Genomic DNA, 24,684 nt, shown 5'->3' with positions numbered 1-24,684 from the left:
TGCCTCACGAACCTTGGTCTAGGTTTAATGCGAATTTCGCATTAAATACAGCCCCTTCAGGCTACCATTCCCACCAAGGCCAAACCACATTGCAGCATTCCCTGGCGACTGATAAAAGGCGAGCACAACCGCCCCAATTACGCTTATAGTCAGAAAAACCACAGGCACTTAGCAGGACATTCTTCCATAGCAATTGAATTGCCCATTCCGCATAGTTTGCGAAGTGGTGATCCCAAATCGACGAAAAGAATTCGCGAGCAAGGTACACGCTGGAACTCAGCCAGGAAAACGAAGAACTCCCCCAGCACACCGTGGCGCACGCTCGCGCTTCCCGATATGCAGGGGGAGCTTTGAAGTTAGGCGTTATTTCTCGCCCAAGAGAGCGTCGACAAAGCCTTCGACCTCAAACGGTGCGAGATCATCGGCGCCTTCGCCCAAGCCCACAAGCTTGACCGGAACGCCCAATTCCTCTTGCACCTGGAAGACGATTCCGCCCTTGGCAGTACCATCCAGCTTGGTTAGGACGACGCCGGTGATATCTACTACCTCGCGGAATATGCGGGCCTGAGTCAGACCATTTTGTCCCACGGTAGCGTCCAGTACCAGCAGAACCTCGTCCACATCGGTCTTCTTTTCCACCACGCGCTTGACCTTGCCCAACTGGTCCATCAAGTCTGTGGAGGTATGCAGGCGGCCTGCGGTATCTACCAAGACCACATCTACTTGCTGTTCTACACCGCGAGCTACCGCGTCGAAGGCGACCGATGCTGGGTCAGCGCCCTCCTTGCCGCGCACGGTATCGGCGCCAACGCGGCGACCCCATGTCTCGAGCTGATCAGCGGCCGCAGCACGGAAAGTATCCGCCGCGCCCAGAAGTACCTTATGACCCATGGCTACAAGCACACGGGCAAGCTTGCCCGTGGTGGTGGTTTTGCCGGTGCCGTTAACGCCGACAACCATAACGATGGCTGGCTTACCCTCATTCGGCATGGCCTTAATGGAACGGTCCATCTCTGGGTGGCCTGCCTCGATGAGGCATTCACGCAGCATGGCACGGGCCTCGTCCTCGCTGGAGACGCCGCGCTCAGCAATCTTCTCGCGCAGGGAGTCAGTCACTTTCATAGTGGACTTGGTGCCTAGGTCCGCCATGATGAGAGTATCTTCTACTTCCTCCCAGGCATCTTCATCCAGATCGCCTGCGGAAAGAATTCCCATAAGTCCCTGGCCGATGGCATTTTGCGAACGGGACAGGCGTCCACGCAGACGCCCAAGGCGCCCGCCTGCGGGAGCAATGTCTTCCTGTGGTACTGGCGCTGGGGCTGGCTCTCCCTCTGGAGCCTCGGTCTGCTCCTTGGCTGCTTCGGCCGCGCCGGTTTGTGCCTCGGCTGCAGCCGCAGCCTCTTCGGCCTCCTCGCGGTCATCGACGCGCTCTTCAATGTCTTCCGCGTTCTTGTCTTCAACGACCTCGTCAAAGACTGGGGATTCCTCTGCTACTGCGGCGTCTTCCACAGCCACGGTATCTTCAGGAGCTTCTGCCTTTTCAGCAGCTGGCGAAGCCTCTTCCGCTGGCTCCTTCGGCTCGGATGTTGCTGCTGGCTGCTCGACCGATTCTGCGACATTATCCGCAGGCGTTTCTTTACTTTCTGCAGCCGCAGCTGCCGTACCCGCTACCCCTGCTGCACCGGCAGCGGTTGCCGCCGTGGCTCCAGCGCCCGTGGACGGGTTCTTTTCGGACTTATCTGGGAGAGAGTCAGTCGGCTGCTCTTTGACATCTGCCGGCTTCTTGGTCTCAGTAGTTTTATTGGTTTCTGCCGGCTTTGCCTGCTGTTGTGGTGCCGGCTTATTTTCCTTTGGTTGCTCTACCGCGGGCTTGTCGGCCGCAGCATCGGTCTTAGCCTGAGCAGGCTGTGGCTTGTCCGCAGGTGCTTGCGGCTTGGCCTGTGGTTGTGGGGTCTTGCCGCTAAGCTGCTCGTTGGCAATGTCGGTAGCATTAGGCTCTGCCTTTGCCTCCTGATGTGCCGGAGCTGACTTATCCGCAGCTGGCTGGTTCTTCACGGGCTTTTCCGCTTGCACCGGGCTTTTCTGCTTTTCCTTGGCACTACCGGCAGGAGCGAAGTTAAAGCCGGACTTAGCTTGATAATTGCCGGACTTTTGCTCCTGAGTAAGCTGCTTCGGTTCTTCCTCAGTGGGCTTGTCAAAGGACACCTTCTTGGCGTCGCCGCGTTTTTTGCCGATTACTACGAGAAGAATAATCAGCACAATGACGACGATCGCAATGCCGATCCATAACCATAAAGAATTCATGTCTCTATAGTGCCAGTCTTGCGGGCTCGCGGCACGCCAAACCCCCTCCTATCCCGGATAGAGGGGCCTACCGGCAGGCGACGCCCGCGGCTACCACCCTGGCTAGTCGCCCCGTGGAGCATCAACGCCCAGGCGGGTAGCGTCCTCGCTGGCTTGCTCTGTTCCAGGGGCACTACCTGCGGGATTCATGCGCTGCGAAATAACACGGGTGATACCGTCGCCGCGCATGGTCACGCCATACAGCACGTTAGCTACATCCATCGTCGGCTTTTGGTGCGTAATGACGATAAGCTGCGAATCCTTGCGCAACTCTTCAAAAAGGGCAATGAGGCGGCGCAGGTTGACATCATCAAGCGCTGCCTCAACCTCATCCATGACGTAGAACGGGCTGGGGCGGGCGCGGAAGATTGCTACCAGCATTGCCAGCGCGGTGAGCGACTTCTCACCACCAGAAAGCAAGGACAGGCGCTTGACCTTCTTGCCCGGTGGGCGCGCTTCCACCTCGATGCCGGTGGTAAGCATGTCCTCCGGCTCCGTGAGGATGAGGCGGCCCTCGCCACCAGGGAAAAGGGTCTGGAAGACCTTGGGGAATTCCGCTTCCACGTCATGCCAGGCATCGGTGAAAAGCTGTAAAATCTGCGCATCCACGTCCTCAATAACCCCGGCAAGATCCTTGCGGGCTTGGATGACATCTTCCAGCTGGGTGGACAGGAAGGAATAACGCTCCTCCAAAGCCTTATATTCTTCCAACGCAAGTGGATTAACCTTGCCCAAAGAATTCAAGTCCTTTTCTGCTTGCTTCAGGCGCGCATTTTCCGCCCCGCGATCGAAATCCTCGCCTGGGGTGTAGTCCTGCAAAAGGTCCGAAATCGCAATGCCGAGCTGCTCCACAATCTTGGCTTCTGCTTCATCGACGCGCACCTGTGCCTGCGAGCGAGCAATTTCTGAGTCATGAGCGCGGTTGGTCAACCGGTCCAGCTGCTGTCGCGCGGCCGAGACTTGCTGTTTTACCTGTTGCAACTGCGCGTTCAAGGAGGTGCGCTGCGCAAAGTAGTCATCGCGCTCAGCGGTGGCGCGCTCTAGCAATTGCGTGGCGCGCGCGGCCAAATCACGCGAATGCCTTGCCACTGCACCGGCCAATTCCCCTTGGGCTTTGCGCCGGGCCATGGCCTGCTCATGGCGAGCCTTGGCTTGGCGCTCATGCTGCGCTTGGCGACGCAATGCCTCGCCCTTCCCCGCTACCTGACCCACTTGGTCTTGAGCAGAGCGGGCTGCAACCTGCGCCTCCATCTCCATCGACTTAACCTGCTCTAATGCGGCCGAAGCCTCGTCACGTTCCGCCGAAGAAGGCTCATCTGGCTGCTCGTCCGCATCGACGCGGGCGAGCCTATCGCGGGCGTCGGCAAGCTGCTTGCGGGCTTCTGCGATCTTTACCTCAATCTCGGTCGCCCGCGCAGCGGCCTTTTCGTGTTCCGATTTATTGGCCTCGTATTGCTTAAGCAGGCGCTGATGATCACGCTTCCACGCGTCAACCTCGGTATCGTGTTCGCGCAAAGCAGCCTTCGCCGAAGCGGCGGTCACGCGGGCATCTTCTGCTGCAATCTTTGCACCTTCAAGCGTGCCGGATAGCTCTTCTAGCTCCTGCGTCGCAGATTCCAGCTGTTCCTCTGCCTCTGCGATGCGAGCGGTGACCTCTACGGTAGACGAGGCACCGGTGCCTACTTCTACCCAACCTTCGCCCAGCACCACGCCCGATTCGGTAACGGCGCGCAGGCGAGGATCCTCTGCCACCAATTTTTTCGCCGCCGCGAAATCGGGAACGAGCACGACATCCGCAAGGAGGCGGTGCAGCGCGGCGGATACCTCCGGAACCACAGCAATGTGGTCGAGCAACCACGAGGTTCCGGTGGGCAAAGTTGCATCCACGCGCCAGGAAGTGGCGGGGGCGGCCACGGAGACATCGATAAGCGCGGAACGCGTACCTTTTTCCAGGTCCGCAATGAGCTGAACGGAAATCTCGCCGGCCTGAGCCTCAGCGAAGGCGCCCAATGCGGCAGCAACCGCTGTCTCATATGAGGTGCTGATGAATGTGGCCAGCGGCTGGAACTGCTCACCTACATCGATTTTTTCTGGTGCGGTCTGGGCCAAGGTATCGATGCGGGAGCGCAACGTGTACACGGCGCGCTCGCGTTCGCGCTGCTCATCGCGCAGCTGTTCCAAGCGCTTATCAGCCGCACCCGATTCACTGGCCGCGCGCACATGTGCCTCCTCGAGCGGCTCGCGCTCGCCAGCCAAAGATTGCAGTTTATCCGCCACCTCATCCGCCTCTGCCTGGGCAGATTGAGTGCGCTGACTGGTAGAAGCAAGGGTTTCTTCTTGCCGCGCTAGCTCCTCTTCCGCCGAAGTAACCTGGCCTGCCGCCTTTTCCTCCGCCGCGATAAGGCGGACTACGCCCTCGCGCCTATCAGCAATGGCGCGCAGCTGGGCCATGTGTTCGCGCTCGGCCGCCTCGAAGGCTTCGCGGCGCTCTGCTACCTCTTCGCGGATCGCTTCCAGGCGTTCTGCAGCTTCTTCCGCCGCGGCGAGAAGCTCCGCATGCTCCTCATCTGCACGGGTGGCCCGTGCCTCTAGGTCCTCCGGATCTTGGCCAGAATAAGCCACCTGCGCACCAGCATTGGCCGCTCGCTCTTCCGCGATGCGCTGCGTGGCGGAAATGCGCTCAGAAAGCGTAGACAGATCGAACCACAGTTTTTGGGCGGCATCTGCCTTGGGGCTTATTTCTTCTAGTTGGGCTTCTACCTCTAGCTGGGAGCCTGTCGCTTCTTCCAGCTGCGCCGTAACTTCTTCAACCTGCTCGGCGAGAACTTCGGCCGTGCGCTCGGCCTCCTGAAACTTGCTGCGCAGCCGCACTACCCTATCGCCGGCTAAGCGCAGGCGGGCATCGCGCAGATCAGCTTGCACCGTGGCCGCACGCTGCGCGGCCTCGGCCTGGCGGGCCAAAGGCTTAAGCTGCTTTCCTAGCTCATCCGTAAGGTCCTGCAGGCGATCCAAATTGGCCTGCATGCCAGTGAGCTTTCGCTGCGCTTTTTCCTTGCGGCGGCGGTGCTTGAGCACACCCGCTGCCTCTTCGATATAGGAGCGCCGATCTTCGGGCCGCGATTCGAGGATTTCAGAAAGCTTGCCTTGGCCGACGATAATGTGCATCTCGCGGCCAATACCCGAATCAGAGAGCAGCTCCTGAATATCCATAAGGCGCGCCTTGGCGCCATTGATTTCGTATTCGCTGGCACCGTCACGGAACATTCGGCGGGTGACCGAAACTTCCGAATACTCGATCGGCAGCGCGCCGTCCGCATTATCGATGGTGAGGGTTACCTCGGCGCGCCCCAAAGCCTTGCGGTCGCCGGCGCCGGCAAAGATGACGTCTTGCATCTTTCCGCCACGCAGCGTCTTGGCGCTTCCCTCGCCCATGACCCAAGCTAGCGCATCGACCACATTGGACTTGCCGGAACCATTCGGTCCGACAACAGCGCAAATGCCCGGCTCAAATTTCAGAGACGTCGCCGACGCAAATGATTTAAAGCCTTTGAGCGTCAGCGATTTCAGGTGCATTTGGGTTAGTTTAGCAAGCTTAGAGCACGCCTGCCCAGCCGAGCCTCAAGGCTCGAAACTGCGGGCATGTGCTATGCATCAGCGTTCAATGAAGCCAGACTCTCCCTTGGGGGCAGCCCATTGCTCGACTACTAGGTCCACCGTTCCTGGCCGGCGAGTCATACTGGGCTGTTCTTTGAGGAGTCCTAGCAACTCCTCACATTTCTCCCGCGGTCCCTCGGCTACAACCTGAACCCGACCGTCGGCCAAATTAGTAGCATGCCCCTTCAAGCCGAGCTCGAGGGCACGGGAGCGCGTCCACCATCGAAAGCCCACGCCTTGGACGTGCCCGTGGACAAAAGCGGTCATTCTTTCCCTGGTCAAGCGGCCTCCCTAGCTCCTAGTAGTGATCTTGTTGACCCTTATCGCGCAGGACGCGGCGGTCCTCTTCGCTGCGACGAGTGACGGGGTCGGAGCCGTCCCAGCACTCCACGCCTTTAAGCTCCGGCAGCATATCGCGGTGGAATACCGGGTCAATGCCATGGCTGCGCTGCTCGTTGTAGTTCTTGAGCAGTTTGATGGCCACCCCGGATAGCGGCACGATGGCGAGGATATTGAGGATAACCATGGTTGCCGCGCCGGTATCGGCCAAGGCAAAGACCAGCGGCAAGGAGCCCACCGCACCGAACCAGACAAAGAAAAGTACGACGAGGCGGAAAATCACCAGCGCAGGCTTGCTCTGGGTGAGGTACTCCAGGTTAGACTCCGCCAAGTAGTAATTGCCCAGGATGGAAGAGAAGGCCAGGAAGAAGAGGATAAAGCTGACGAAGTGGATTCCCCACTCGCCCACCTCAGAAGATAGGGCTGCCTGGGTCAAGGACACGCCTTCTGCTTCTGCACCATAGGCAATCTCTGGTCCCAGCAAGATAATGAAAGCAGTGATGGTACATACCACCAAGGTGTCAAAGTACACGCCGAGGGTCTGCACCAAGCCTTGCTTGACTGGGTGAGATACGGCCGCAGTTGCCGCCGCGTTAGGGGCAGAGCCTTCGCCGGCCTCATTTGAAAACAGACCGCGCTGAATACCCTTCATCATGGCCGCGCCAAGACCGGCTCCCGCAATTTCCTTGATTCCTAGGGCGTGACCGACGATATCGCCAATCATTCCCGGTACCTTGTCAAAATTGGTAATGACGACAAAACCACCGATGAGCAGGTAAGCCACCGCCATAAATGGCACGATGACCTGGGTGATATTGGCAATGCGGTTCACACCGCCAAAGATGATAAGACCCGCAACCACGGCGATAACAATGCCGATAATGGAGCGGAACATCGTGTCATCGCGGTCAAAGGAAAAGGACACCGCATCCGCAATGGCGTTGGTCTGGAAGGCGTTATATACCAAGCCAAAGGTAAAGGCGATGGCGATGGAGAAAAGCACGCCGAGCGGTCCCCACCCCAAACCGCGCTTCATATAATACGCCGGACCACCGCGGTACCCATTGCCATCGCGGACCTTCCACAGCTGGGCCAAGGTTGACTCGATGAACGCAGTAGCGCCACCCAGGATGGCAATCAGCCACATCCAGAAGACGGCACCTGGGCCGCCAACGGAAATGGCCACTGCCACGCCGGCAACGTTACCGGTGCCAACGCGGGAAGCAGCTGAAATGGTGAAGGCCTTAAACGCGGAGATTCCGCCATAGTCTTCGTCCTCATCGCGGCCCTCCCCCTTGGGGCGCTCGACGACGGCGCGGAACATATCCGGCACCATGCGCACTTGCACCAAAGCAGTACGGATGCCGAAGAATAGGCCCGCAGCAATCAGCAGCCACGGCAAAATCCACGACCACACGCCGTCATTAAATGTCGTTACGACATTTTCAAGAAAATCCATGCAGAATAATTTACTGCCTTAAGGTTCACAACGTGAACCCCATACGCCATAAATTATTGACAATGGGGGCAAAAATGGGTGGACCGCCCTGAAATTATGCAGCGCTCCAAGGGCGTTTCACACCGCAGACAGGGCTGGCCAGCACGCCCATACGCGGCCAAGGAACGCGAAAAATACCCCGATTCGCCGTTCACATTTACGTACAGGGAATCAAAACTCGTGCCACCCACTTTTAGGGCCGCTGTCATGACCTCCTGAGCTGCTGCAAGCAGAGCAACAGCATCTTTTTGCCGCAAGGTCGAAGCTTTCTTGCGGGGTGAGATTTGCGCGTCCCACAGGGATTCATCAGCGTAAATATTGCCGATTCCAGAGGTCAGCGTTTGATCCAAAAGCGCGGTCTTCACTGCGGTCCTCTTCGCACGCAGGCGCCGTGCTGTAGCCGCACTATCGAAATCCGGTTCCAGCGGGTCAATGCCAATGTGCGCAATCTTGTCCCACGGCGCATACAACCAATACCCAAAGGTGCGCTGGTCAACAAAGCACACCTCTACCCCACCGCTCAGCTGGGCGGTAATGCGAAGGTGCGAAGATTCGGTGGCACCTATTCGGATCTGACCCGACATACCTAGGTGGATAAAGAGGACGTCACGGTGGGGGTCCATGGCATCTTCGCCCACAAATTCCAGCCACATAAACTTCCCGCGCCTGGCCACCGCAGAGATCTCTTTGCCCTCAAGGAGACCGGAAAGCGGCTCATCTTGGCCACGATTGGAACGCGGGTGTAACACCTCTACAGACTCAAAAGTCCGTCCCACCACGTGTGGTGCAAGGCCACGGCGGACGGACTCGACTTCCGGCAATTCCGGCATGCTCAGCCCTCTTTATGTGCAGTGCCTTGCACCAAAAGCGGAGTTTCGCGCAGGGTCTGGCAGGCCTCCTGAGCTGCCTGCTGCTCGGCCAACTTTTTATTGTGGCCCACACCATTTCCTACGGTCAGACCAGCCACAGTAGCTACTGCATTAAAGGTCTGGTCATGCTCTGGTCCGGTGGAAGTAGCCGAATAAACCGGCATCGGCGCCTTTAGCTCCGCGCACAGCTCCTGCAAAGAGGTCTTCCAATCCAAGTGGCGCCCGCTCACAGTCGCATTTTCGATCTTTTCCGCAAATAAGCGCAAGATGACGTCACGCGCCGTTTCAAAACCATGCTCGCGGTAAATGGCACCAAAGATTGCCTCAGTGGTATCCGCAAGAATGGAATCTTTATCGCGGCCACCAGTGGACTGCTCGCCCTTACCCAACAAAATGTGCGGTCCTAGGTTTATTTCCCGGGCGATATCAGACAGGCCGTAGCGCGAGACAATCGATGCGCGCATCTTGGAAATATCCGATTCCGGACGGGACGGGTAGGTGATGTAGAGCTGAGAGGCTACCGAAAGGCCCAGCACCGCATCGCCCAAGAACTCCAAGCGCTCGTTGTTTGGCAAGTGCCCATTTTCATTAGCAAATGAACGGTGGGTCAATGCTAGGCACAGGTGCTCTGGTTGCAATTCCACACCGAGCGATTCCAACAACGGGGAATGGTCTACTGCAGCGAACTCGGCAGCCAGTGCCTCTTCCCCAGTTAGCTTCTTCTTGCGGCTCATAGGAACTTCTCCAAACCAGCCCAGCGGGGATCGACCTTTTCTTCATCCTTTTCGCCAGAGATACCCGTGGTTACGCCCTCAGGCGTGTCAATCTCGCAGCCATCTTCGCATACTGGGGCAAAGGGAAGATTAAGGCCTGCCTCATCGATCACGGCCTGCAAGAGATCCAGCTCATCATCTTCAATCTCTGGAATCTCATCTCCGGATCCTTCGTCACCGTCTGAAGGGGTATCTCCCGAGACAAAGGATTCGTCGGCTGCAAAGACCTGTGTGACGTGCAAGTCCAACTGTGGGTGCAATTCCTTCAAGCAGCGAGCGCATTCCCCGGTCAGCTGTCCGGATACGTTGGCATCCACTAAGACACCTGCACCAAGAGGGGTCAAGGTAGCGTCTACGGTGAGCTCTTCGCCCTGCGGGATGGCGATCATCTCCACGCCGATCCTCTCAGGTGAGGGGCCGGTTTGGGTGCGTTGTTCCGGCAGTGCGTCAGCGCCTTGGGCGTTCAACAATTCGCCCACATCGAACTTCAATGGTGATGTCATAACACTAGGTAGTCTACCTTGCCCCGCAAACTCCGCCTAGCGGCCCGCGCGAGGAAAGTTTCTGTCAAGAATCTGGCGTTTAATGTAAAAGGACATATGCCTTTGCGGATTAGCCTTTTCCCGAACGAAAGCCGTCCTTAGTCTGGAAGCATGACCTACCACTTGGCACTAGCCTCCACGGATCTACGCAGCATAGCGCTCGGTTTCACCGTGTTTAGCTGTCTTCCCGCTGCGGTGTTAGCTACTGCCGGTATGCTCGTTCACGCCACTCCACGCCCGGACCGTTCAGGCATGTACGGCGCGCGTGGCATTCGCCTCTTTACCGCACTCATCTGTAGCGTCGTTGCCGGTTTGGTAGCCGGTGCCATTTTAGTATTGCCCACCGGCATGGACCTTTCGGTCCTTACCGGCGCGCTCATCTTTTCCCTAAGCGCAGGTGCTATTACTTGGTTCTCCCGCGCGACCATTCCTACCGCGCTCATTTCTGTGGGCACGATGGTGCTAGCTACCGGTGCGCTCCTTAGCGTGTGTGCCGTGTGCTTTCCACAAAATTTCAGTGATAATCCCTTGACATCATTGTCTTCCTATTTCTTCACTGCACTCGTTGCGTTCCTTTTTCCAGGCTTGGTAACCGCGATTATTGCAGCATGCATGGCCGTCCAATCCGCCGCGCCTGCACACCTTCTCCCGCAGCAGGAAGACATCTCCGTTCCCCTACACACCCACATAACGCCTACTCCCCATGAAAAAGGAAAGGCCATTGCCGCTAAGCAACCTCGCACTCGTGCCACCACCTAATTTACTCAGACCAGCGGCGATGAATAAAGGCCCTATTTGGTGAGTAGACGGTGTACGACGAACCGCCTGCTCACCAAATAGGGCCTTTGGCCGTGCCTAGTGCATAGGTCTTTCCTAGCCCCTTACTCTACGGCCCGGTGTGCACCGAACCATAGAGCTTAAGGCCGATAAAGAAACTAAAGTTTTAGCGCTCGTTATAGCGGCGCTCATAGGTCTCGCCTTCCGCGTAACGTGTGTTGCTTGCGGCGCCGCCGGCGCGTCCCGGAGCCGAATAGTCGCCGCCACGGGAGCGCACTCCGGCGCCGCCGCGCAGGGCAGAGCGGTCGGAGTTTACTGTACGCAGCAGACCATTAAGGGTGGTTTCAAATTCGCTTAGCTTGCCATCCACAAATTCATCGCATTCACTGCGCAGACGGTTAGATTCGGTGTGGGCGGATTCCACAATGCGATGTGCTTCTTCATCGGCGCGGCGAACAACTTCTGATTCCGAAACCAGACGCTCTTGCTCTGCGCGGCCTTCAGCGACGGAACGCTCATATTCATCATTCGCCTGAGCGATAGTACGGTCTGCTTCCGCGCGGGCCTGCTCCACCATGGACTGAGCGCGAGCTTCAGCATCAGCCACCAGCTTGGCGGCATGCTGCTCTGCATGGGACACCGTGGCATCCGCCTCTTCGCGTGCGTGGCCCACAATGTCATCTGCTTGAGCATTAGCATCATTGATGGTTTGGTCCGCGCGCTCCTCAGCGCCGTGCAGGATTTCATCCTGCTTATCCAACACATCCTGCGCGTCATCAATCTCAACGGGCAGCGCGTTACGGAGGTCGTCGAGAAGCGCGAGCATTTCATGGCGCGGAACTACGCAATTAGAGGTCATGGGGAAGCCATGGGCCCCCTCCAAGTGCTGAACTAATTCATCTAGAGACTCAAAGACACGGTACATACCGCGAATTTTACATACCCTCACCCGCCATGCGTGGAGGCCACGCACCGAGTGTGTACTGCAGATTTTACTTCCACAACCGGTCTTGCCAGTCCGCGCCCACACATACAGAATTTATGGCACGCATATACAAAAACAAGCGCCCCTTTTACCGCCACGCTCTGTGGCGCAAAAGGGGAGCTTGAATAAAGGCCGATTTTTAGATGACGCCCTGTGCCAGCATGGCATCCGCTACCTTCTTGAAGCCGGCGATATTTGCGCCGGCTACGTAATCGCCTTCGCGGTCGTATTCCTTCGCCGTGTTGTCGATGTTTTTAAAGATATTAGACATGATCGCGTGGAGGCGGTCATCGGTGTAGTCAAAGGACCAAGAATCACGGGACGCATTTTGCTGCATTTCCAGCGCGGAGGTAGCAACACCACCAGCATTAGCGGCCTTGCCCGGCGCGAAGTTGATCTTGGATTCTTGGAATATGTGGACGGCCTCCGGGGTGGACGGCATATTGGCACCTTCGGCCACGTAGCGCACGCCGCCTTCCACAAGCTTTTTGGCCGAGTCGCCGTCCAGCTCATTTTGGGTAGCACACGGCAGTGCCACGTCCGCCCCTACTTCCCAGATATTTCCGCCCTCATGAAATTCCACGCCGCTGCCAGCCTCTTGTGCATAAGTGGAAATACGCTCACGACGAGTTTCTTTGACGTTCTTGAGAAGCTCGATGTCCACGCCTTGTGGGGTGGTGATATAGCCGGAGGAATCGGACATGGCCACCACGGTGGCGCCCAGTTCTTGGGCCTTCGCTGCGGCGTAGATGGCAACATTGCCAGAGCCAGAGACAATGACCTTGGCACCATCAAAGGACTCGCCATGGGTCTTCATCATTTCATTGGTGAAATAGACCGTGCCAAAGCCTGTGGCCTCGGTACGAACCAGGGAACCGCCCCAGGTCAGGCCTTTGCCAGTAAGGACACCGGATTCATGCTGGGTAGTCAGGCGGCGGTACTGACCAAAGAGGAAGCCGATCTCGCGGCCGCCGACGCCAATATCACCAGCTGGAACATCGCGGTATTCTCCGATGTGGCGGTGCAACTCCGTCATAAAAGACTGGCAGAAGCGCATGATTTCCACCTCGGACCTGCCCTTGGGATCAAAGTCAGAACCGCCCTTGCCACCGCCAATGGGCAGGCCGGTCAGGGAATTTTTGAAGATCTGCTCAAAACCGAGGAACTTAATGATGCCCAGGTTGACCGAAGGATGGAAACGCAGTCCGCCCTTGTAGGGGCCGAGCGCAGAATTGAACTGGACGCGAAAACCGCGATTGACTTGGATATCACCATTGTCATCGATCCACGGCACGCGGAAGATGAGCTGGCGCTCAGGTTCACAGAGACGCTCCACCAAGCCGTAGTCCGCGTACTGCGGGTCTTTTTCTAGGACAATCTTCAGCGAGTCCAGAACCTCAGAAACCGCTTGGTGGAATTCTGGTTCTCCCGCATTGCGCTTGAGCAATTTGTCGTAGTACTCAGAAATTTGGCTATCTACTGACATGGCGTGCATTCCATTCTGTGGACGTATAAGAACAGATACCAGTTTCCTATCAAACTACCGATAAAGCAAGCAGTTTCTAGACCTTGCATAGATCCGAACCGTCTTTACCAGCGACAATAAAGTAAAATATTTTCTGTAGAACGTTCGGATCTTCAGCCGCACAGACTCCTTTCGCAGGCGGGCTTTATAATCACGGGCATGCATATTGTCGTCGCGCCAGACTCGTTTAAAGGCACCGCCTCCGCGCCCGAGGCCGCAGCAGCCATTGCTATGGGGGTGCGCCAGGTTCTTCCCGAGGCCACGGTTACCACCCTGCCCATGGCCGATGGTGGCGAGGGAACCGCCGCCGTCCTCGCACAAGCGGCCGCAGCCGGCGGACAATCCGTCGAAAACATCACCCTGCCTACCACCGACGCCATAGGCCGCTTGACTCAGGCAAGCTATGCTCTGGCCGGAACCACTGCGTTTATCGACGTCGCCTCTGCCACCGGCCTGTCCGCAGTGCAGGACAGCCTTGATCCGCTGCACGCCGATTCTTATGGCACCGGCGTGCTGATTGCGGATGCAGAAACACGCGGCGCCACCTCGATTGTGCTCGGATTGGGAGGAACTGCCAGCATCGACGCCGGTATGGGCATCCTTACCGCGCTCGGCGCTGCCGCGCACGACGCCCGCGGCTACGCCCTGCCCAAGGGCGGCGCTCCCCTAGTTCAGCTCGATCACATTGACACCGCGCAGCTCAATATCAAGGCGGGCATGCTTGATTTCACATTGCTGGCAGATACCCGCGCTACTCCAGTACAGGCGGCAACCATGTACGGCCCCCAAAAAGGAGCGCAAGGCGAGCAGGTAGCCCTGCTGGCCGGTGCCATGTTGCAAACATGCGAAGTCACCGGCGCCGATGCGGACTCCGAATATTTCGGTGCCGCGGGTGGCCTTCCCATCGGCCTGCACTGGCTTTCTCGCACACTCTGGGGCTCAGATGAGCATGTTCGCGTCTTGTCCGGCGGCGCACATGTCGCCACTGCACTCGGGCTGCCAGAAAAAATATCCTCCGCCGATCTCGTCATCACCGGCGAGGGCAGGTTTGACGAGCAATCTTTGACTGGAAAGGCCGTCGGAACCATTGCGGCTCTCGCCCGGGACGCAGGCACGCCCATGGGCATCATCGCCGGTTCTTTCGAGCATGGAACGGACGCCTACTGCGCATCGCTTAGCCAAGAAGGCCCCCTGGCGCAACAGCTGGCGGCGGCCGCCAGGGACATCGTCAAGCAGCTCTAAGGCCGGATAGACAGCGACCACGGGAAGATAGCTGGCTGCTCATGCGCCAGCTCATCTTCCAACAAGACGTGGTCTTTCGGCAGCACTGCATGCGGGGTAAGAAGGCGCGAGAGCACCATGCCTAGTTGGTTAACCGAGCCGCTCACCCCTGTCACCGCAATGTCGTAGCGGTACACGCTCGCGTCCTCAAGGTCGCGGTCCTCATGCTCATCGCGATAATTTTGCCGCAGCTGTTCTTCCAACCCCTCTGGAAACTGCGGCGCATCGGGGCGAGTAACCTCAGCGGAGGCTAATGAACCGCTTTCTACCAACTTGTCGGTGGCAGTGGTAAAGATATCCGCGACGCGCTCTGCTTGTGCGTTGGGAACCAAAACATCAAATTGAATAACCGGCATAGCGCTAACCCTACCCAATTCCTAAGGTGTGAAACCATGTCTGATTCTGCCCGCATCGCCCAGCTCGTCACTTCCCAGCAGGCCGATCTGGAATGGCAGCAGGACTTTTATGAGGACCTGCACCGCCACCCCGAGCTTTCCCACGAGGAAGAGCGAACCGCCGGTCGCATCCGCGCCAAGCTCGCCGATTTTGACTGCGAGGTAGTAGAGAACATCGGGGGTTATGGGATGGTCGCCATCTTCCGCAATGGCGATGGACCCACCGCTTTGCTGCGCGCGGATTTCGATGGTCTGCCGGTAGAGGAGGCCACCGGTGTTTCCTATTCCGCTGCCAATGGAAATATGCACGCCTGCGGACACGACATGCACACCACCGCGCTGCTAGGTGCCTGCGCGCTTCTCGACGCCTCCCGAACCACCTGGTCCGGCACCTTCCTCGCCCTTTTCCAACCGGCCGAAGAGTCCTCCATGGGGGCTAAATTCATGCTGGCTGATAACCTCATCGACCGCGTCCCGCGCCCCGATATTTGCCTTGGCCAGCACATCATGCCCGGCCGCGCCGGCACGGTTCGCCACACCGCCGGCCCGATCATGGCCGGATGCGACTCCCTGCGTATCCGCATCTTTGGCAAATCCGCCCACGCCTCCATGCCCCATAACTCCATCGACCCGACCTACATCGCGGCTATGATCGTCACCCGCCTCCAAGCCATTGTGGGCCGCGAGGTCGCCCCGCACGAGTTCTTTGTCATCTCCGTAGGCGAGCTTCACTCCGGCGATAAAAACAACATCATCCCCGACTCCGCCGAGCTGGTACTCAATACTCGCTACTATGATCCCGCGCTGGCAGAAAAGGTCTATCACTCCCTCGAACGCATGGTTAAGGCCGAGTGTGTCGCCTCCGGAAGCGAGCAGGACCCCACTTTTGAGTACTACGCCCACGGCGAGGTCACCGATAATGACGCCGCTGCCCATGCCCCAGTAGGCGAGGTTTTCGACGCCGCTTTTGGCTCCGATTCAGTCATCGCGGCCCCCTCCACCGCCTCCGAGGACTTTTGCTACCTGCCGCAGGCGTGGGAGGTACCTTATGTCTTTTGGCACATCGGCTGCACCCCGGAAGATGAGTTGCAGGATCCTCCGGTCAACCACCAAGCAACCTTCCTGCCTGACTATGCCCCCACTGTTTATGCCTCCACCCGGGCGGCATATGGTGCGGCATTGACCTACTTGGCCACGCCCTAGGTGCCCGAGACGCGTCTTCTCATTCCCCCGCCTGCGGCGCAGGGCCAATGCTATTAAGCTGGCAGGCGTTTCGTGACTCCCCACAAACTTAAGGTTGAAAATGAGCCAGCCACGGCATTCTGCTTTCGAATCCACTGTTCCCTCCCATGTCCGCGCGGCCTCTGGCGTGAGCCCGCACAGCGCTTCCAACCGTAAGTTCTGGTCGGGCCTCTCCGGTGCCGTCATGGAGCAGATTGCCGATAATTGGGAGCGCACCCGTGCTGCCTACGCGGAAACGCGCCAACAGCACTACTTCTCTGCGGAATTCCTGCAGGGACGCGCGCTGCTCAATAACCTCACCAACTTGGGTCTTGTTGACGATGCCAAGACCGCGGCCAAGGCAACCGATCACGAGCTGAGCGATGTCCTCGAAGCCGAGCATGATGCCGCGCTCGGCAACGGCGGCCTCGGACGCCTTGCCGCCTGCTTCCTCGATTCCGCTGTCACTCAGGACTACCCCGTAGCCGGCTATGGCCTTCTCTACCGCTACGGCCTTTTCCGACAGTCCTTTGAGAATGGCTTCCAGAAAGAACAGCCAGATGCGTGGATGGAAAACGGCTATGACTTTGTCATTCGCCGTGCCTCTGAACAGCGCCGCGTCCACTTCGATGACATGGACGTGCGCGCAATTCCCTATGACATGCCTATCACCGGCTACGGGACCGATAACGTAGGCACCCTGCGCCTATGGAAGTCCGAGCCCATCGATGACTTCGATTACGATGCCTTTAACTCCCAGCGCTTTACCGAGGCCATCGTCGAGCGCGAGCGTGTTATGGACATCTGCCGCGTGCTCTACCCCAATGACACCACGTACGAGGGCAAGGTATTGCGCGTGCGCCAGCAGTACTTCTTTGTCTCCGCATCCCTGCAAACCATGGTGGATAACTACATTGCCCAGCACGGCGAGGACCTCACCGGTTTTGCGCAGTACAACTCCATCCAGCTCAATGACACTCACCCAGTGCTCGCCATCCCAGAGCTCTTGCGCATATTGCTCGATGACCATGGTCTGAGCTGGGATGTGGCGTGGAAAATCGTCACCGAGACCTTCGCCTACACCAACCACACCGTGCTCGCAGAGGCACTGGAGAGCTGGGAAGTGTCCATCTTCCAAAAGCTGTTCTGGCGCATCTGGCAGTTGGTGGAAGAAATCGATCGCCGCTTCCGCGAAGATATGGCCCATCGCGGCCTGGATCAGGGTCGCATTGACTACATGGCGCCGGTGTCCAACGGACAGGTTCACATGGCCTGGATCGCCTGCTACGCCGCTTACTCCATTAACGGTGTCGCCGCCCTGCATACCGAAATCATCAAGGCCGATACGCTGTCCGAATGGCATGAGCTCTGGCCAGAAAAATTCAACAATAAGACCAATGGCGTCACCCCGCGCCGCTGGCTGAAGATGTGCAACCCCCGCCTGGCAGAACTGCTCACCCAGCAGGCTGGTTCCGATGCGTGGGTTACTGACCTCACCCAGCTGGCCAGACTCGCCGATAAGGCCGACGATGCTGACCTACTACGAGAACTGATCGCCATCAAGCAGGCCAATAAGCGCGACTTTGCGCAGTGGGTAAACGACCACCAAGACGCTGAAATCGACCCTGATTCCATCTTTGACGTGCAGATTAAGCGCTTGCACGAGTACAAGCGCCAGCTGATGAACGCCCTCTACGTCCTTGACCTCTACTTCCGCATCAAGGACGAGGGCGAAACCGTGCCGAAGCGTACTTTCATCTTTGGTGCCAAGGCCGCGCCGGGCTACGACCGCGCCAAGGCGATTATTAAGCTCATCAACACCATCGCAGACCTGGTTAATAACGACCCGGACACCAAGGACATCATCCGCGTCGTTTTTGTGGAGAACTACAACGTCTCCCCCGCAGAGCACATCATCCCGGCCGCTGATATCTCCGAGCAGATTTCTGTGGCTGGCAAGGAAGCCTCCGGCACGTCCAATATGAAGTTCATGATGAATGGTGCACTGACCTTGGGCACCATGGATGGAGCAAACGTAGAAATCGTCGAGGCGGTTGGCGAGGACAACGCTTATATCTTCGGCGCCCGCAATGAGGAGTTGCCGCAGCTGCGCGCCGAGTACAACCCGGGCGAGCTTTACCAGAGCGTGCCAGGCTTGGCCCGCGTACTGGATGCGCTTGTCGACAGCACCCTGGGCGCAAACAATGCCGGTATCTTCGGCGATCTGCGCGCCTCGCTTCTCGACGGCTTCGGGGAGCACGCCCAAGACCAGTACTACGTCCTAGGTGACTTCGCCGACTACCGCGAGACCCGCGACCGCATGGCCGCAGAGTATAAAGAGGACGAGCTTGCGTGGGCAAAGAAGGCGTGGCTAAATATCTGTTATTCCGGTCGTTTCTCCTCGGACCGAACCATCGCGGACTACGCGAACGAGGTGTGGAAGATCCAGCCGACCCCGATTTCCCAGCGCTAAGAAAAGGTCCTGCCCTTCGCTTCCACGGCGAAGGGCAGGACCTTTAGGTAAGGCGGTGTGCCTGATTCTGTTTAGCGCAGGTCCACGCGCTTGAGCTGCTCATAAATGGGCTTCAAGTCAATGTTAAGCACGCCCATCTGCGTAGCTAGGAAACCGAGTCCACCAACGACAGCGCCCAAGATTCCTAGGCCTGTAGCTAGGCCTGCGGCAAATTCCTTGCTGCTGCCTTCCTTGCCGACGTCATCGGACGGGTTGGCAGCGTCTTCTGGCTGCTCTGGGTCGTCTGCTTGGCCGGTGCCATCGTTCCACCACTCATCAAAGGTCAAGTTGGCTACCAGGGTGTTGTCGATGTAGTCACCGCGGACCGAATCGGTCCCAAAGATACGGGCCATGATGTCCCCGGAGCCGGCGCCCTTGAAGAAGAACGGCACCAACTGGTTGGTGTGCTGACCGGAGTACCAACCGTGGCGAGCAACCTTGCCCTTCTCACCTTCCATAGCGTTGAAGCGGTTATCCGCCTCAGGGTTATCCTCAGTCGGAGCCTCGTTCGCACCGGAGAGATAGCCGGTTTCGTGGTCTGCGGTAACAACCAGCAGGGTCTCCTCCCAGGAAGAATTCTCCTCGACCCATTTGATGGCGGCATCGACCGATTTGTTGAAGTCCTGGGTTTCTTCGATATCGCGCACCGGGTTATTGCCGTGTCCGGCCCAGTCGATGGCACCACCCTCGATCATGACGGAGAATCCATCTTCATCCTGTCCCAGTGCGTTGAGTGCGCCGGTGGTCATGGTGGGGAGATCCACGACGTCGTTAAGCGGATCAGAGTACGGCTCCTTCGCCTCGCCAGAGCGGGAGTTCTGCAAGGTGGATCCTACCTGTGCGATACCCCAGTACTTCTGATCCGGCTTGACGTCGCCTTCCGCCATCTTCTTGAAGTCATCGTTGGACTCAAAGTAGTTCCAGTCGGTCTCGCCAGCGGAAAGCTTGGCGTAGTCCTCCTCATACATGAAGCTGTAATCCGGAGTATCGACCTTTTGGTGGTCATTGTCGTAGAACGGGTGACCAGCTGCCATGACCACGTCGAGGTCGCTGCCAAGCATCTCGCGGCTGATGTCCGGCAACTTATTGCGGTCCATGTTGTGCGCGGCCCACGCCGCCGGAGTGGCTTCGGAATAGAGAGTGTCTGATGGTTTGTGTGTGGGTTCCCAACCTGCATAAGGAGATAAGCCAGAATGACTACTGTGACAAGACGAGATCCGGCTGATAAGGCCAAGATTGATGCGATTGAAAAGAAGTTGCTTGCTAACCCAGAAATCGCGAAACTGATTGATGACCTAGGCACGTCCACGACGGATGCCAATGACCTGGTTCGCGGCATGTTACAGGCCTCGATTACCAGAGGCCTCAACGCTGAAATGGATGCCCACCTGGGCTACGAGTCTGGCGACAGGAGCGCTAAAGCTGCTGCTGGGACAGACAATCACCGCAACGGGTCGTATCCAAAGACTGTGGATTCTAACTACGGGCCAGTTGCCGTTGATGTCCCGAGAGATCGGGCTGGAACATTCTTGCCAACTATGGTCCCTAAAGGTTCTAGGCGCTTGACTGATGTCGATGACATGATTGTCAGCTTGTACGCCGGTGGGATGACAATTAGGGATATCCAGCATCATATGGCAACGGCGATGCGTGTTGATATTTCCCATGAGACGATTTCCGCAGTCACCGATGCCGTCCTCGATGAGGTCATGGTCTGGCAAAACCGCCAGCTAGACGAGTTCTACCCGGTCATTTTCCTGGACGCGCTGCGCATTAAAATCCGCGATGGCGGCCTAGTGGTCAATAAGTCCGCGTACATGGCAATCGGCGTGGCTCTCGACGGTATCAAGCACTTTTTGGAATCGTGGATTGCCAAAGAAGAAAGCGCTTCATCCTGGGCGCAAGTATGCGCCAATCTTTCTAACCGTGGGGTTAAAGACGTCTTTATCGTTTGCTGTAACGGGTTCAAAGGCTTGCCGGAAGAAGTAAAGGCAACCTGGCCGAACTCTATGGTGCAAACCTGTATCGTGCACCTGATTCGTGCCGCTAACCGATGGGTAGCCTACAGGGATCGCCGGGGCGTATCGGCCGCGTTGAAAAAGATTTACACCGCCACGGACGAGTCCACAGCTCAGGCTGCCTTAGACGAATTTGAAGCCTCTGAATTGGCAGAAAAGTATCCACGCTCAGTCAAAGTCTGGCGAGATGCATGGGCGCGTTTCGTACCGTTTCTCCAGTTCCCACCAGCAGCCAGCAAGGTCATTTACACGAAGAATTCGATTGAATCATTCAACAATGAACTGCGGAAAGCTACCCGCAACAGGGTGCAGTTCACTAACAATGAATCAGCGCTCAAGACGCTATGGTTGATGATCTGCAATATCGAAGACAGACGAGCTGCCAAGAGAGCGAAGCAGGGCAAACGAGTCTCAGCGACAACCGGCAGACTCATGGAAGGGACCCGAGTTTCCGGCTGGAAACAAGCCATTAACCAAATGGCCGTGGCCTACCCCGACAGCTTCGACAAATACCTATAAACCTAGCCCCACACACAAACAACTTGACACCCTCCGAACAAGCAAGCATTGATAGATGCAGGTCTGCACTACATTTTGTCGGTGAAACCCCACCGTGCCTGAGGTGATTGAAACCTGGCGGCGGGAAATCCCTGGTGAAGCCTACGCCCACGGCCAGATCTGGACACAAGCCTCGGCAAGCGATGCGCGCAAACACACAACCCCGAATACGGTGACCCACTTCCAGTACTCCTATGATCGGGCCAGACGCGGCCTGCGCGGAATCAAAGAGCAAGTCGCAAAAGCCAAACGCGCTGTTGACGGCGAAATCGCCATTAAGCGCAACCGCTATTTCGATCTTTCCACCCCGAACAAGAAGGTCAACTACGCTCTTGCTGCCAAACACCGAGCCCTAGCCGGAATTAAAGGCTATGAAACCGACCTGACCGCTCTTCCCGCCCAGGAGGTTATCGGGCATTACCGCAGGCTATTCCACATTGAAAATGTCGTATCGGATGTCGAAATCAGACCTGAAAGCACGCCCAATCTATGCGAGGAAACAAAACTCGATCACAGCACATCTCAATATTGTGATGGCAGCACTAGCCGTGACCCACCTGATGGAGACCCGCAGTGGTCACTTCATCAAACGCCTCGTGAGAACACTCAAGAAATACCGCAGCTTTCAACTCGTCGTTGGCGGCGAAACCATTCACGCCGCCGTACCATTCCCGCCCGACCTCACTGCCACCATCCAAGTAATCACCGGCCGCGAACTTCCGCACAAAATTGGCCTAAGTCAGGTTAGAAGGGAATCAGCACACCGTCTCGTGGGATTCGTGCTCTGGGTGCTCAATCTGGATGGTGGAGTGCTCGATACCGTGTTCGCGCAGGGCCTGCTGGGCGGCATCCAACAGCGGGCCGGTGCCGACGGTGCCGTCGCGCACGATATGCACGGTCGTGAGCACGTTCACGCCGTCCAGGCTCCACAGGTGCAGGTCGTGGATGTCAGCAACGCCCTCGACCTGCCGCAGCGCGGGCTCGATCGCACTGGCGTCGAAGTCCGCCGGGACTTGCTCGAGCAGCACGCTCGCCGAAAGCCGCATGAGCTGCCAGGCGCGCGGCAGCACCATCGCCGCGATCGCTAGGGAGGCGATCACGTCCGCCGCCACAAACCCCGTGGTCAGTACCACGATGCCGGCTACGATTACTGCGACCGAGCCGAGCATATCCACTAACACGTGCAAGAACGCGCCCTCCACGTTGATCGAGGATTTGCGGTGCCGGTGCAGAACCCACGCCGATAGCGCATTCGCCACCAGGCCGATCACCGCGATGATCAGCATCGTTTTTCCCTGCACTTCGGCCGGGCTCTGCAGGCGGCGCACCGCCTCGACGACAATCCACACCGAGATCGCCAGCACCATCACTGCGTTCGCCAGTGCAGCAAGCACCTCCACTCGTCGGTAGCCGTACGTGGCCTGAGCCGATGCTTGTCGGCGCCCAACCAACACCGCTAACACCGCGATGATCAACCCCGCAGCGTCGGAAAGCATGTGCATCGCATCCGCCATCAGCGCCATCGAACCCGCCAACCAGCCGCCGATCAGCTCCGCGAAGAAGACGGTGCCGGTAATGCCTAGCGCAATCAAGAGTGCGCGCAGCGGCGTGCTGGAGTGATCGTGGTCGTGGTGCTCGTGTGCCATGCACTCAGCCTATCCCCGTCGACGCTTATTGACAATTAAATGAAAATGGATGGCGGTAAGCGCAGCCACTGAGGCCAAGTCGGCCTGATTTAGGTCATTGTGCAGTTGTCCTTTGAATGTGTAGAGAAGCTGAAACATGAACAACCAAAAAGTACTGCAGCCGCATGTCAGGAAAGCAACCGCTGAGTGTACTCGAGGTAAATATAAATCTACATTTGTATAAATGTATATAGAAAAGCGCCGCGACCCGTGGAACGTGTTAAAGGGTGGGTCGCGGCGCTCGTGCCAAAAATCTACTTCTTGGTTTCACCCAACAAGTGACACTGAATCATGTTGGTGTTACCAGCGATTCCTGGAGGGGTACCAGCAATGACGACAATCATGTCGCCTTCTTCATAACTGTCCATCTCCAGCAATGCATCATCGATGGCTTCCATCATGTCATCGGTGGACTTAACGTGCGGGCTCAAGAAGGTCTCAGCACCCCACGTCAAAGCCAGCTGGGAGCGAACCGCTGGGTCCGGCGTAAACGCCAACAGCGGAAGCTGGGAGCGCAGGCGAGCCACTCGCTTAGCGGTATCGCCGGAGGTAGTAAAGGCTACGATGGCCTTTGCATTGAGGCGCTCGGCAATGTCGCGGGCGGAATAGGACACCACACCACGCTTGGTGCGCGGAACGTGAGTCAGCGGTGGCACCTTGCCACCATCTTCAGCATTAGCCACGATCTTGGACATGGTGCGCACGACGTTCTGCGGGTCAATACCCACGGAAGTCTCACCAGAGAGCATAACGGCGTCAGCGCCATCGAGAACGGCGTTAGCCACGTCGGAAGCCTCTGCACGGGTCGGGCGCAGGTTAGAAATCATGGAATCCAGCATCTGGGTAGCCACGATGACCGGCTTAGCGTTCTCGCGAGCAATCTGGATAGCGCGCTTCTGGAACAGCGGCACGCGCTCCAGCGGCACCTCAACACCTAGGTCGCCACGGGCAATCATGATGGCATCGAATGCCAGCACGATGGACTCGAGCGCGTCTACTGCCTCAGGCTTTTCCAGCTTCGCAATGACCGGAACGCGGCGACCCTCTTCGTCCATAATCTCATGGACCTTATCCACATCTGCTGGGGAGCGGACAAAGGACAGTGCCACGAGGTCAACGCCGAGCTTCAAAGCGAAGCGCAGGTCGGCGATATCCTTCTCCGACAGGGCCGGCACGGAGATATCCATGCCAGGAAGGGAAACGCCCTTGTTATTGGAAACTGGGCCGCCCTCGGTAACCTCACACACGACGTCATTGCCGTCGACTTCCTTACAGACAACGGCGACCTTTCCGTCGTCGATAAGCAGGCGGTCACCCGGCTTGGCGTCCTTGGCCAAGCCCTTATAAGTGGTAGATACTCGGTCGTGGGTGCCTTCGATATCGTCCACGGTAATGCGGACGATTTCACCGTTATCCCACTGCTCCTCGCCGTTAATAAAGCGGCCAAGGCGAATCTTGGGGCCCTGCAGGTCCGCCAAAATACCGACGGCGCGGCCGGTCTTATCAGTAGCCTGGCGCACCCAGTTGTAATTCGCCTCGTGGTCCGCGTGCTCGCCGTGAGACATATTCAAGCGGGCAACGTCCATGCCGTCTTGAACGAGGCGCAAAATGCCATCCTCGCTAGCAACGGCAGGGCCGAGAGTACAGACAATCTTTGTTCTTCTATCCAGCATTATTGGCCTATTCCGTCGGGGAAACTGAACACTCCC

At 57.7% G+C, this 24,684-nt stretch carries 19 protein-coding genes; 6 read left to right on the top strand and 13 right to left on the bottom strand.

The window, feature by feature from the left end; all coding sequences use genetic code 11:
• Positions 1-363: 363 nt before the first annotated feature.
• The 7 genes from ftsY to QP990_RS03025 all read right to left on the bottom strand — a co-directional run bounded on the left by ftsY (position 364) and on the right by QP990_RS03025 (position 9,979).
• Complete coding sequence (ftsY, locus tag QP990_RS03055; protein WP_284798367.1) at positions 364-2,304, bottom strand: signal recognition particle-docking protein FtsY; 1,941 nt, start codon at positions 2,302-2,304, stop codon at positions 364-366.
• A 102-nt stretch (positions 2,305-2,406) separates the two neighbouring features.
• On the bottom strand, positions 2,407-5,916 hold the full coding sequence (gene smc / locus QP990_RS03050) for a chromosome segregation protein SMC (RefSeq protein ID WP_284798366.1): 3,510 nt from the start codon (positions 5,914-5,916) through the stop codon (positions 2,407-2,409).
• Between the two features lie 78 nt (positions 5,917-5,994).
• Entirely contained in the window at positions 5,995-6,264 is a 270-nt protein-coding gene (locus QP990_RS03045) for an acylphosphatase (RefSeq protein WP_284798365.1), read from the bottom strand.
• A gap of 31 nt (positions 6,265-6,295) precedes the next feature.
• Positions 6,296-7,795 (bottom strand): sodium:alanine symporter family protein, encoded by a 1,500-nt coding sequence (locus QP990_RS03040; protein ID WP_200288901.1) that lies wholly within the window; start codon positions 7,793-7,795, stop codon positions 6,296-6,298.
• A gap of 53 nt (positions 7,796-7,848) precedes the next feature.
• The gene (gene mutM, locus QP990_RS03035; protein WP_284798364.1) at positions 7,849-8,664 is read right to left on the bottom strand and encodes a bifunctional DNA-formamidopyrimidine glycosylase/DNA-(apurinic or apyrimidinic site) lyase; all 816 of its coding nucleotides are present in this window, start codon (positions 8,662-8,664) and stop codon (positions 7,849-7,851) included.
• Positions 8,665-8,666: 2 nt separating this feature from the next.
• Positions 8,667-9,437, bottom strand: coding sequence for a ribonuclease III (rnc, locus tag QP990_RS03030; RefSeq protein ID WP_200288899.1), 771 nt, complete (start codon positions 9,435-9,437; stop codon positions 8,667-8,669).
• A complete protein-coding gene (locus QP990_RS03025; protein ID WP_086587445.1) occupies positions 9,434-9,979 on the bottom strand; it encodes a DUF177 domain-containing protein in 546 nt (181 codons plus the stop codon). The genes rnc and QP990_RS03025 overlap by 4 nt, the downstream gene beginning before the upstream one ends.
• 150 nt (positions 9,980-10,129) lie before the next feature.
• Between QP990_RS03025 and QP990_RS03020 the strand changes: the two genes are divergently transcribed.
• Positions 10,130-10,777 carry a hypothetical protein gene (locus tag QP990_RS03020; RefSeq protein ID WP_023021266.1) on the top strand — a complete coding sequence of 216 codons (648 nt, stop codon included), beginning with the start codon at positions 10,130-10,132 and terminating at the stop codon, positions 10,775-10,777.
• Positions 10,778-10,961: 184 nt separating this feature from the next.
• Here QP990_RS03020 and QP990_RS03015 read toward each other — a convergent pair whose 3' ends face one another.
• On the bottom strand, positions 10,962-11,720 hold the full coding sequence (locus tag QP990_RS03015; protein ID WP_023021265.1) for a DivIVA domain-containing protein: 759 nt from the start codon (positions 11,718-11,720) through the stop codon (positions 10,962-10,964).
• A gap of 199 nt (positions 11,721-11,919) precedes the next feature.
• Positions 11,920-13,266 carry an NADP-specific glutamate dehydrogenase gene (gdhA, locus tag QP990_RS03010; protein WP_200288898.1) on the bottom strand — a complete coding sequence of 449 codons (1,347 nt, stop codon included), beginning with the start codon at positions 13,264-13,266 and terminating at the stop codon, positions 11,920-11,922.
• Between the two features lie 198 nt (positions 13,267-13,464).
• On the opposite strand from gdhA, the gene QP990_RS03005 reads away from it, so the two are divergent.
• Positions 13,465-14,547, top strand: coding sequence for a glycerate kinase (locus tag QP990_RS03005; RefSeq protein ID WP_284798363.1), 1,083 nt, complete (start codon positions 13,465-13,467; stop codon positions 14,545-14,547).
• Here QP990_RS03005 and QP990_RS03000 read toward each other — a convergent pair.
• Positions 14,544-14,942: a hypothetical protein gene (locus QP990_RS03000; protein ID WP_023021262.1), complete on the bottom strand. Its 399-nt coding sequence runs from the start codon at positions 14,940-14,942 to the stop codon at positions 14,544-14,546. The genes QP990_RS03005 and QP990_RS03000 overlap by 4 nt on opposite strands.
• Before the next feature lie 36 nt (positions 14,943-14,978).
• Here QP990_RS03000 and QP990_RS02995 point away from each other — a divergent pair, with 36 nt between their 5' ends.
• Both QP990_RS02995 and QP990_RS02990 read left to right on the top strand, forming a co-directional pair.
• A complete protein-coding gene (locus QP990_RS02995) occupies positions 14,979-16,184 on the top strand; it encodes an amidohydrolase (protein WP_284798362.1) in 1,206 nt (401 codons plus the stop codon).
• Positions 16,185-16,284: 100 nt separating this feature from the next.
• Positions 16,285-18,675: a glycogen/starch/alpha-glucan phosphorylase gene (locus tag QP990_RS02990; protein ID WP_284798361.1), complete on the top strand. Its 2,391-nt coding sequence runs from the start codon at positions 16,285-16,287 to the stop codon at positions 18,673-18,675.
• A gap of 71 nt (positions 18,676-18,746) precedes the next feature.
• Here QP990_RS02990 and QP990_RS02985 read toward each other — a convergent pair whose 3' ends face one another.
• The gene (locus tag QP990_RS02985; protein ID WP_284798494.1) at positions 18,747-19,931 is read right to left on the bottom strand and encodes an alkaline phosphatase; all 1,185 of its coding nucleotides are present in this window, start codon (positions 19,929-19,931) and stop codon (positions 18,747-18,749) included.
• Between QP990_RS02985 and QP990_RS02980 the strand changes: the two genes are divergently transcribed.
• Together QP990_RS02980 and QP990_RS02975 are read left to right on the top strand one after the other, a co-directional pair.
• Positions 19,908-21,251, top strand: coding sequence for an IS256 family transposase (locus QP990_RS02980; protein WP_023021258.1), 1,344 nt, complete (start codon positions 19,908-19,910; stop codon positions 21,249-21,251). The two genes, QP990_RS02985 and QP990_RS02980, sit on opposite strands and share 24 nt — an antisense overlap.
• Before the next feature lie 103 nt (positions 21,252-21,354).
• Positions 21,355-22,038 (top strand): hypothetical protein, encoded by a 684-nt coding sequence (locus tag QP990_RS02975; protein WP_198010462.1) that lies wholly within the window; start codon positions 21,355-21,357, stop codon positions 22,036-22,038.
• Positions 22,039-22,045: 7 nt separating this feature from the next.
• On the opposite strand, the gene QP990_RS02970 is transcribed toward QP990_RS02975, so the two are convergent.
• Positions 22,046-22,936 (bottom strand): cation diffusion facilitator family transporter, encoded by an 891-nt coding sequence (locus QP990_RS02970; protein WP_005328806.1) that lies wholly within the window; start codon positions 22,934-22,936, stop codon positions 22,046-22,048.
• Between the two features lie 293 nt (positions 22,937-23,229).
• Positions 23,230-24,645 carry a pyruvate kinase gene (gene pyk, locus QP990_RS02965; RefSeq protein WP_284798493.1) on the bottom strand — a complete coding sequence of 472 codons (1,416 nt, stop codon included), beginning with the start codon at positions 24,643-24,645 and terminating at the stop codon, positions 23,230-23,232.
• Between the last annotated feature and the right edge of the window lie 39 nt (positions 24,646-24,684).

Source organism: Corynebacterium sp. MSK071 (assembly GCF_030232125.1).
Taxonomy (GTDB): domain Bacteria; phylum Actinomycetota; class Actinomycetes; order Mycobacteriales; family Mycobacteriaceae; genus Corynebacterium; species Corynebacterium kefirresidentii.
Note: the sequence above shows the minus strand (reverse complement) of the source record. Positions and strands in the feature narration are given on the sequence as shown.

What these genes read in the sequence shown, in the direction of transcription:
- ftsY (WP_284798367.1), bottom strand. Translation starts at nt 2,304, where the DNA reads ATGAATTCTTTATGGTTATGGATCGGCATTGCGATCGTCGTCATTGTG.
- smc (WP_284798366.1), bottom strand. Translation starts at nt 5,916, where the DNA reads ATGCACCTGAAATCGCTGACGCTCAAAGGCTTTAAATCATTTGCGTCG.
- QP990_RS03045 (WP_284798365.1), bottom strand. Translation starts at nt 6,264, where the DNA reads ATGACCGCTTTTGTCCACGGGCACGTCCAAGGCGTGGGCTTTCGATGG.
- QP990_RS03040 (WP_200288901.1), bottom strand. Translation starts at nt 7,795, where the DNA reads ATGGATTTTCTTGAAAATGTCGTAACGACATTTAATGACGGCGTGTGG.
- mutM (WP_284798364.1), bottom strand. Translation starts at nt 8,664, where the DNA reads ATGCCGGAATTGCCGGAAGTCGAGTCCGTCCGCCGTGGCCTTGCACCA.
- rnc (WP_200288899.1), bottom strand. Translation starts at nt 9,437, where the DNA reads ATGAGCCGCAAGAAGAAGCTAACTGGGGAAGAGGCACTGGCTGCCGAG.
- QP990_RS03025 (WP_086587445.1), bottom strand. Translation starts at nt 9,979, where the DNA reads ATGACATCACCATTGAAGTTCGATGTGGGCGAATTGTTGAACGCCCAA.
- QP990_RS03020 (WP_023021266.1), top strand. Translation starts at nt 10,130, where the DNA reads ATGACCTACCACTTGGCACTAGCCTCCACGGATCTACGCAGCATAGCG.
- QP990_RS03015 (WP_023021265.1), bottom strand. Translation starts at nt 11,720, where the DNA reads ATGTACCGTGTCTTTGAGTCTCTAGATGAATTAGTTCAGCACTTGGAG.
- gdhA (WP_200288898.1), bottom strand. Translation starts at nt 13,266, where the DNA reads ATGTCAGTAGATAGCCAAATTTCTGAGTACTACGACAAATTGCTCAAG.
- QP990_RS03005 (WP_284798363.1), top strand. Translation starts at nt 13,465, where the DNA reads ATGCATATTGTCGTCGCGCCAGACTCGTTTAAAGGCACCGCCTCCGCG.
- QP990_RS03000 (WP_023021262.1), bottom strand. Translation starts at nt 14,942, where the DNA reads ATGCCGGTTATTCAATTTGATGTTTTGGTTCCCAACGCACAAGCAGAG.
- QP990_RS02995 (WP_284798362.1), top strand. Translation starts at nt 14,979, where the DNA reads ATGTCTGATTCTGCCCGCATCGCCCAGCTCGTCACTTCCCAGCAGGCC.
- QP990_RS02990 (WP_284798361.1), top strand. Translation starts at nt 16,285, where the DNA reads ATGAGCCAGCCACGGCATTCTGCTTTCGAATCCACTGTTCCCTCCCAT.
- QP990_RS02980 (WP_023021258.1), top strand. Translation starts at nt 19,908, where the DNA reads ATGACTACTGTGACAAGACGAGATCCGGCTGATAAGGCCAAGATTGAT.
- QP990_RS02970 (WP_005328806.1), bottom strand. Translation starts at nt 22,936, where the DNA reads ATGGCACACGAGCACCACGACCACGATCACTCCAGCACGCCGCTGCGC.